A 7461-nucleotide genomic window follows, 5' to 3' on the forward strand; every position below is an offset into this window, starting at 1 on the left:
AATATGAATACTTCCTATGATTTTAGACAAAAATTATATGTAGAGTCAGCTTATGTAAAAGCTACTAGAAGTATACTTAAATTACTGTTGGAGAACCAATCATTAGAATATATATGTAGTAATATGAATTCAGATGATTTTATAATGGAAGCTCATAAAATTCTTTACAAGCTTATTTTAGAAAGTCAAGAAGTGAAAGATTTAAAAGAGAGATTTAAATTAATTGAAACTAAATGTAATGATGTTGATATCATGAGGGAATGGATTAATATAAAGGAATTAACTCTTATTTTTGAAGAAGGACAGAAGGAAGAGCTTGTTAAAGATTATATATATGAAATAAAGCAATTTAAGCTTGAAGAGACTATTAAGGAAGTCATGAAGAAGATAAAAGAATTTGAGTCAAAAGGTATGATAGAAGAAACCTTAAAATATGTTCAAAAGCTTAAGGAACTACAAAAAGAGTTAGGAAGGGGATAGTTAAGCTTATGACCGGAGGGAGGCAGGAACATGAAGGATAAAAATGCAAAGATGATTGTGGTAAAAAGACTTATAGATAAGGGTAAGAAATCAGGTTCTTTAACTTATAAGGAGATAATGGATGAGCTGGAGGATATAGAAATTACTCCAGAGCAAATAGAAAAAATTTACGAAGTTCTTGAATCAATGGGGGTAGAGGTAATCGGGGACATCTCTGAAGAAGTATCTCAAGAAGAGGAATTAGATTTATCAATTCCAGAGGGAATTGCTATAGATGATCCAGTTAGAATGTATTTAAAAGAGATAGGAAAAGTACCGCTATTATCATCAGAGGAAGAAATAAATCTTGCAAACAGGATAGAAGATGGAGACCAATATGCAAAAAGAAAACTTGCAGAGGCTAACCTAAGACTTGTTGTAAGTATAGCTAAAAGATACGTAGGTCGTGGAATGATGTTTCTTGATCTTATACAAGAAGGAAACCTTGGTCTTATAAAGGCAGTGGAAAAGTTTGATTATAGAAAGGGATTTAAGTTCTCTACTTATGCTACATGGTGGATAAGACAGGCGATAACAAGAGCAATAGCAGACCAGGCGAGAACCATAAGAATACCAGTTCATATGGTAGAAACCATAAACAAACTTATAAGAGTTGAAAGACAATTACTACAAGAGCTTGGAAGACAGCCTCAACCAGAGGAAGTAGCTAAGATAATGGAAATGCCTGTAGATAAGGTTAGAGAGATAATGAAGATAGCGCAAGAGCCAGTATCTCTTGAAACTCCAATAGGAGAAGAAGAAGATAGCCATCTTGGAGACTTTATTCCAGATGATGATGCACCAGCACCAGCAGAAGCAGCAGCTTTTACAATGCTTAAGGAGCAGCTTATAAATGTTCTTGATACTTTAACTCCAAGAGAAGAAAAAGTATTAAGATTAAGATTTGGTCTTGATGATGGAAGAGCAAGAACTCTTGAAGAAGTAGGTAAAGAGTTTAACGTAACAAGAGAAAGAATAAGACAGATCGAAGCTAAGGCACTAAGAAAGCTTAGACATCCAAGTAGAAGTAAAAAATTAAAAGATTATTTAGATTAGCACCTAGTGGGTGCTTTTTTCTTTGTTTTGTAATATAATTAGTAATATATTATTTTTAGTATGAGGTGATAAAATAATGGACATATATAAGCCGCGAGTAGGGGTCGGACTTCTATTTATAATAATATCTATAATAGTGGTAAACCTATTTATATTATTTATAGGAAGTTTTATGAACTCCTATGTAATTATAACCTTACTAAAAGTGTTTATGATAGTGTTTACTGTATATTGTATATATTATCTTTTCATATTACTTTCATTAAAATATATTATAAAAGACAATGAAATTGAAATAGATAGCCTTTTTTCATTAAAAAAGGAAGTTATACCTTTTAAAAATATATTAGGATATTCTAATCATAAGAGGTCTATAAAGGGGATTAAACTGTCGGGCATAGGAAACAACTTTTTTTGTGTAGGTAGAAGCATAATAGATAAGGTAGGACTTACCTATCTTTATGTAACATCTTCTAAGGACATAATTTATATAAAGACAAAAGATATAAGTTTTGGAATATCCCCAGAAAATGTAGAGAAATTTAAACAGATTTTAGTCTCAAAGAATATAAAAGAAAAAGAATTCCAAGTGGAAAAAGCAAGGAATAATAAACTTTTTAAAGAAAAGAAATTTTTTATTCCATTTATAATTGCAACTATAATTATAATATTTTTAACTGTAAATCCTTTTATTTTATATTTAAATAAGGATTTACCTATAACTATGCCATTAAATTTTAATGAAGCATTTATGGCTATAGAGTACGGCACAGCAAAACAATTTGTATTTAGACAGATGACCTATGGAGTATTAAATATGGTAGTTTTAGTATGTATGTATTACGGTGCTTATTTTTCTTCAAAATATGATAAAAAATCTGCATATAAATATATGTATATATCTATTATATTGGCAGCAGCTTTTGCTATTATGCAGTTAAGAATATTAAATGTTTATATGTAAAAATATACTAAGGAGAACGTAATGGATATTAGCTTAAGATTGAATACTATAGTTAATTTAATAGATAAATGTGGTGCAATAGTAGATGTGGGTACAGACCATGGATATGTTCCTATTGAGGCACTAAAAAGAGGAATATGTGAGAAGGCTATAGCATCTGATATAAATAAAGGACCAGTGAATAAGGTAAAACTCAATGTTTCTTTAGAAGGGCTGGCATCAAATATTCAGTGTAGATTAGGTTCTGGACTTAAGACAGTGGAGAGAAATGAAGTACAAGGAGCAGTAATTGCTGGTATGGGTGGGAATCTCATAAGAGATATAATATGTGACAGTTATGAAGTTTTTAAAAACTTAGATTTTGCTATACTTCAGCCTACACAGAATCCAGAAGTTTTAAGAGAATTTTTATTTAAAAAAGGAATAAGTATATTAGACGAAAAGATATGCTTAGATGAAGGAATATATTATGAGATAATAAAGGTTAGTCCAAAGGTAAAGGGTAATAGTAAAGAGGTTCTAGATCCAATATACTTTGAAGTAAGTCCTTATATTTTAGAAAGAAGAGATCCTTTAGATATTGAATATATAAATAGCAAGATAGAAAAGTATAATTCTATACTGGAAAAAATTAAGGATGACAGTGAGGGAGCATTAAAAAGAAAGGATCAGATTACTGAAAAATTACAAAAACTTAAGGAGATGGTATCATGTCTTTAAAGATTAAAGAGTTTATAGGATATATGGACGAGATTGCACCAGTTAAGCTTAAAGAAAGCTATGACAATGTTGGTTTTTTAATTGGGGATAAGGAAGAGAAGATAAATAAGGTGCTAATTGCTTTAGATGCAACCTTAGAGGTTATAGAGGAAGCTAAGGAGAAAGGGGTTAATCTTTTAATAACTCATCATCCTTTATTATTTAGAAAGCCATCCTCAATTACTACAGATACCCTTCAGGGAAGAAAGATAATAGAGCTTATAAAAAATGATATAAATTTATACTCATCTCATACCAATTTAGATTCGGCAAAAAATGGTATGAATGATATCATAATGGATATGTTAGGTTTTAGTACCTATGAAATCTTAGAGAAGAATTCTTTTGAAGAAAATTCTGGTATAGGAAGAATAGGAGACCTTGAGAAAGAAAAAACTTTAGAGGAAATGTGTGATCTAGCTAAAAAAGCTTTAGATTTAAAGTTTATAAAAGTTGTGGGAGCCATGGATAAGAAAATAAAAAGAGTAGCAGTTGTTAATGGAAGTGGACAGGATTTCTTTGAAAAAGCAAGAATTAAGGGAGCGGATCTTATAATAACAGGGGATACGTCCTATCACTTTGTTAGTGATTATATGGAGATGGGTGTTTCAATAATGGATATTGGACATTTTAGCTCAGAGTGGCCTCTATTTAAGTCCATAGGACACAATATAGAAAAGTATTTAAAGAGTAAGGATGAAAATATAGAAGTATTTATATCAAGTAGAAATAAAGAGCCTTATAATGTTATTTTATAGAGTGAATCTTCCTTAATATGGTGTTCTTTTCACTATCAGAAGGTTAGATAAGTTAAATACTGTAAATGAGAGTAAGTAAATAGAATCTTTAGGAAAGAGTTATATGTAAAGTTAGAATAGTTATGAGATAAATATGTTATTTTATTCAACTTTATCATGTAACTTTTTTTGTGAAAATAAATTTAATATGTAAAATGAACTAACTTTCTAAGAATTTATTAATATTTAGAATTAAGTAGTATTTTTATAAAGAAAAATTTATATTTACATATAGTTACATCACTCGGTACATTAGGTCAAACTTAAAATTCCAATAATTTATGGTTTACTTAAAAATTAGGTTTAGATGGAGTATATCTATAAGAAACACTTGAAGAGGAAGGAACTTAGGTAAAAAATATGATAAACAATGATAATCTAAAGGAAAAAGCAAAGAAACTTCCAGAGTTACCAGGGGTTTATTTAATGAAAGATTCTTTAGAAAATGTTATATATATTGGAAAAGCTAAGATGCTTAGAAGAAGAGTTATTCAATATTTTTACAATTTAAAAAATAGACCATCTAAGATAGAGAAATTGGTTTTAAACATACATGATTTTCAGTACATAACTACAGATACAGAGCTAGATGCTCTCTTACTGGAATGTAAGCTTATTAAAGATATGAAGCCAGTATATAATAGTCTTATGAAAAATACTTCGAGATATTGTTATATAAAGATTAATTTAAATGAGTTATATGGATTTCCTGAGATTGTTTTAGAGAAAGAAGAGGATTCTAGTTATTACTTTGGTCCTTATAGTTCTCAAAGTTTAATCAAAGAAACCTTAGATAATATATTTGAAGTTATACCATTTATAAGGTGTTCTAAAAATCCTCTAAAAAAATCAAGGTGTTATGGAAGGGATTTTTATAATTGTAGAGTAGTCTGCCAGGGAGTATTAGAACAGGAAAAATATAACTATAACTTACTTAAATTAAAAGAGATATTAAATAAAGAAAATGAAGACTTTCTAGAGATTTTAAAGGGGGAAATGGAAGCAGCATCCTTGGTCTTAAATTTTGAAAAGGCTAAACTCATAAGAGATACTATAAATAACATTAGTATAATAACTTCTCTTCAAGGGATTATAAACTTAGCTAAAGAGATGAAAAGCGTTATAGTAATTAATAGAATAGATGAAAACTTCTTAAAAATCTTTTGTATTAAAGGAAATAAAATATTATATAAAGAAAAAATAAAGTTAGAGGAGTTTTATAGGGATTTAAATATCAATGCAGTTAAAATAAGAAGTATATTTTTGAGAAATAGCATGGATACATTGAGTTTGACTAAGGAAGATATAGATGAAGCAAATATAATATATTCATATATAAAAAATAAAAATAATAATTTAAATTTTTTTGTATTAGAGGATACGTATATACATAATACTAAAATTATAGAAGAAGAAATTAAGAAATTAATTAAATTTAATGAATAAAAAACCATTTGCATTTATAAAAGTTATGTGATAATATTAGTATTGCGAGTAAGCCAGACAATCGCCGCTGATTAAAGTCAGGGGAGGAAAGTCCGAGCTCCATAGGGCAGGGTGCTGGGTAACTCCCAGTGGAGGCGACTCTAAGGATAGTGCAACAGAGATATACCGCCAGAATGAAGATTTCTTCATGAGATTAACTTTTTAGTTAACTGGTAAGGGTGGAAAGGGGAGGTAAGAGCTCACCAGCGCGTTGGCGACTTCGCGGCTATGTAAACCCCATCTGGAGCAAGACCGAATAGGATGGCATAAGGGGCTGCCCGCCCCGCCATCGGGTGTGTCGCTGGAGCCTATTGGTAACAATAGGCCTAGATAGATGATTGTCAAATACAGAACTCGGCTTATAGACTTGCTCGTGCCACTTAAAACACTAGGTTTCTAACTTAGTGTTTTTTATTTTGCCATTCTTTTGCCACCCAAAATGTTTTTTATTTTATCAGTAGTATTTTACTGCACTTCTTTATTAAAGTGTGGCTTCACATACCTTCCTATAGAGAATGACGTAACTTAACTTATGAGCTCATAAGAACCTTTCTAAATAAACATTTAAGTCATTACAAATAGAGATTACCTCACTACTTAAGAAGTTTCTACTATAGAAAGACTCATTTCTCATTAATTTTCTTATTTCAATTTCTTAAACATCATATAGATCATGAACAGTAACTGAATCATAACTCTCCTTTATATCACCTAAAATATTATTAATATGAGAATACATTAGTAATTCCTCCTTTAATTAAAAGTAAAAAATATGATAAAAGTCTAATCTCTCTTAAGAATTTTTTAGAATCTAGAAAATAAATAGAAGAAAGGAAAAACTAAATATTTTTATTAGATACATCCCAGTCTACAAGAGGAGAAAAATTAGATGAAATTTTAATATTGCAACATGTAGAATAATAAAAAAATAGCTAGCGTAAATTTATTGAATGAAAATCTAAAAAATAATTGTAAATACTTGAAAATAAATCACATTATGGTATATAGTATATGTGAGCTATTTATAAGAAATAATTATTGTCTACTTGAAGGAGTGACAGTGTTTGATAAAAAGAATATTAAAAGGAATTGTAATATTAATAATGATAACAATTCAAATTTTCCTGTTAGATCCTAGAATTTTTAAAGGAAAAAAATTTTTAAGGGATGTACCTGTAGCAGAAAAAGGTAGGTTGAATCTTTCTGAATGGAATTTTTTGAAGAATGGACATGTAAGATTAAACGGAGAGTGGGAATTTTATGATAATGAAATTCTTACACCGAAAGATTTTAAGCAGGAAAGATATAAAAAGAATAATTCCATAAAGTATGTCAATATACCATCGATAAGAAAAAAAAATACAGACAATGAAAGTATATTAAATAAGGGTATAGGAACCTATAGATTAGTAGTAAAGATTAAACCTTCAAAAGAAGTCTTTGGGATGAAGGTAGGAAATATTAAAACGAGCAATAAATTATATATTAATGAAGCTCTTCAGGGAAGTAGCGGAAATCCAGCTGAAAAAAGTAATGGATACAGTCCTAGAAATGCACCTTATAGTACTTATTTTAATATTCAAGGAGATGAAATTGAAATAATTTTACAAACGGCAAATCACGAGTACTTTTTTGGCGAAATTCCTTACGAAATAAATTTTGGACTTAAGAAAGATATTAAATTTATAACAATATCAACTTCTTCTTTAGAATTAACAGCAGCGGTACTATTAATTTTACTTGCAATTTATCATATAAATATATATTTAATGATGAAAAGCGATAAAAGCTTTTTATATTTAAGTATATGTTTTTTAATGTTTTCAATAATATTTCTTTTAAGTGGAGAAAAATTATTATTACAGGCATTTCCATCAATTC

General features: G+C 29.1%; 6 protein-coding genes, 1 other RNA gene and 1 pseudogene. All 8 read left to right on the forward strand.

Going from position 1 to position 7461, the window contains the following annotated elements:
- A pseudogene (locus AB2369_RS09580) lies at nucleotides 1-480 on the forward strand (DNA primase); the annotation flags it as partial.
- Nucleotides 481-510: 30 nt separating this feature from the next.
- Nucleotides 511-1575 carry an RNA polymerase sigma factor RpoD gene (gene rpoD / locus AB2369_RS09585; RefSeq protein ID WP_367666260.1) on the forward strand — a complete coding sequence of 355 codons (1065 nt, stop codon included), beginning with the start codon at nucleotides 511-513 and terminating at the stop codon, nucleotides 1573-1575.
- A 76-nt stretch (nucleotides 1576-1651) separates the two neighbouring features.
- The gene (locus tag AB2369_RS09590; RefSeq protein WP_367666261.1) at nucleotides 1652-2539 is read left to right on the forward strand and encodes a PH domain-containing protein; all 888 of its coding nucleotides are present in this window, start codon (nucleotides 1652-1654) and stop codon (nucleotides 2537-2539) included.
- Nucleotides 2540-2560: 21 nt separating this feature from the next.
- Entirely contained in the window at nucleotides 2561-3259 is a 699-nt protein-coding gene (locus tag AB2369_RS09595; RefSeq protein WP_367666262.1) for a tRNA (adenine(22)-N(1))-methyltransferase TrmK, read from the forward strand.
- On the forward strand, nucleotides 3250-4056 hold the full coding sequence (locus tag AB2369_RS09600) for a Nif3-like dinuclear metal center hexameric protein (RefSeq protein WP_367666263.1): 807 nt from the start codon (nucleotides 3250-3252) through the stop codon (nucleotides 4054-4056). Before AB2369_RS09595 ends, AB2369_RS09600 begins: the two co-directional genes overlap by 10 nt.
- A 399-nt stretch (nucleotides 4057-4455) precedes the next feature.
- Nucleotides 4456-5541: a GIY-YIG nuclease family protein gene (locus AB2369_RS09605; protein WP_367666264.1), complete on the forward strand. Its 1086-nt coding sequence runs from the start codon at nucleotides 4456-4458 to the stop codon at nucleotides 5539-5541.
- A gap of 45 nt (nucleotides 5542-5586) precedes the next feature.
- Nucleotides 5587-5958, forward strand: an RNA gene (gene rnpB / locus AB2369_RS09610) — RNase P RNA component class A.
- Between the two features lie 686 nt (nucleotides 5959-6644).
- On the forward strand, nucleotides 6645-7461 hold an 817-nt coding region (locus AB2369_RS09615), incomplete at its 3' end, for a hypothetical protein (protein WP_367666265.1).

This window comes from Clostridium sp. (genome assembly GCF_040797585.1).
In the GTDB taxonomy this organism is placed as follows: domain Bacteria; phylum Bacillota; class Clostridia; order Clostridiales; family Clostridiaceae; genus Clostridium_Z.

Coding starts and splice junctions, on each gene's coding strand:
- AB2369_RS09595 (WP_367666262.1), top strand. CDS start 2,561: ATGGATATTAGCTTAAGATTGAATACTATAGTTAATTTAATAGATAAA.
- AB2369_RS09590 (WP_367666261.1), top strand. CDS start 1,652: ATGGACATATATAAGCCGCGAGTAGGGGTCGGACTTCTATTTATAATA.
- rpoD (WP_367666260.1), top strand. CDS start 511: ATGAAGGATAAAAATGCAAAGATGATTGTGGTAAAAAGACTTATAGAT.
- AB2369_RS09605 (WP_367666264.1), top strand. CDS start 4,456: ATGATAAACAATGATAATCTAAAGGAAAAAGCAAAGAAACTTCCAGAG.
- AB2369_RS09600 (WP_367666263.1), top strand. CDS start 3,250: ATGTCTTTAAAGATTAAAGAGTTTATAGGATATATGGACGAGATTGCA.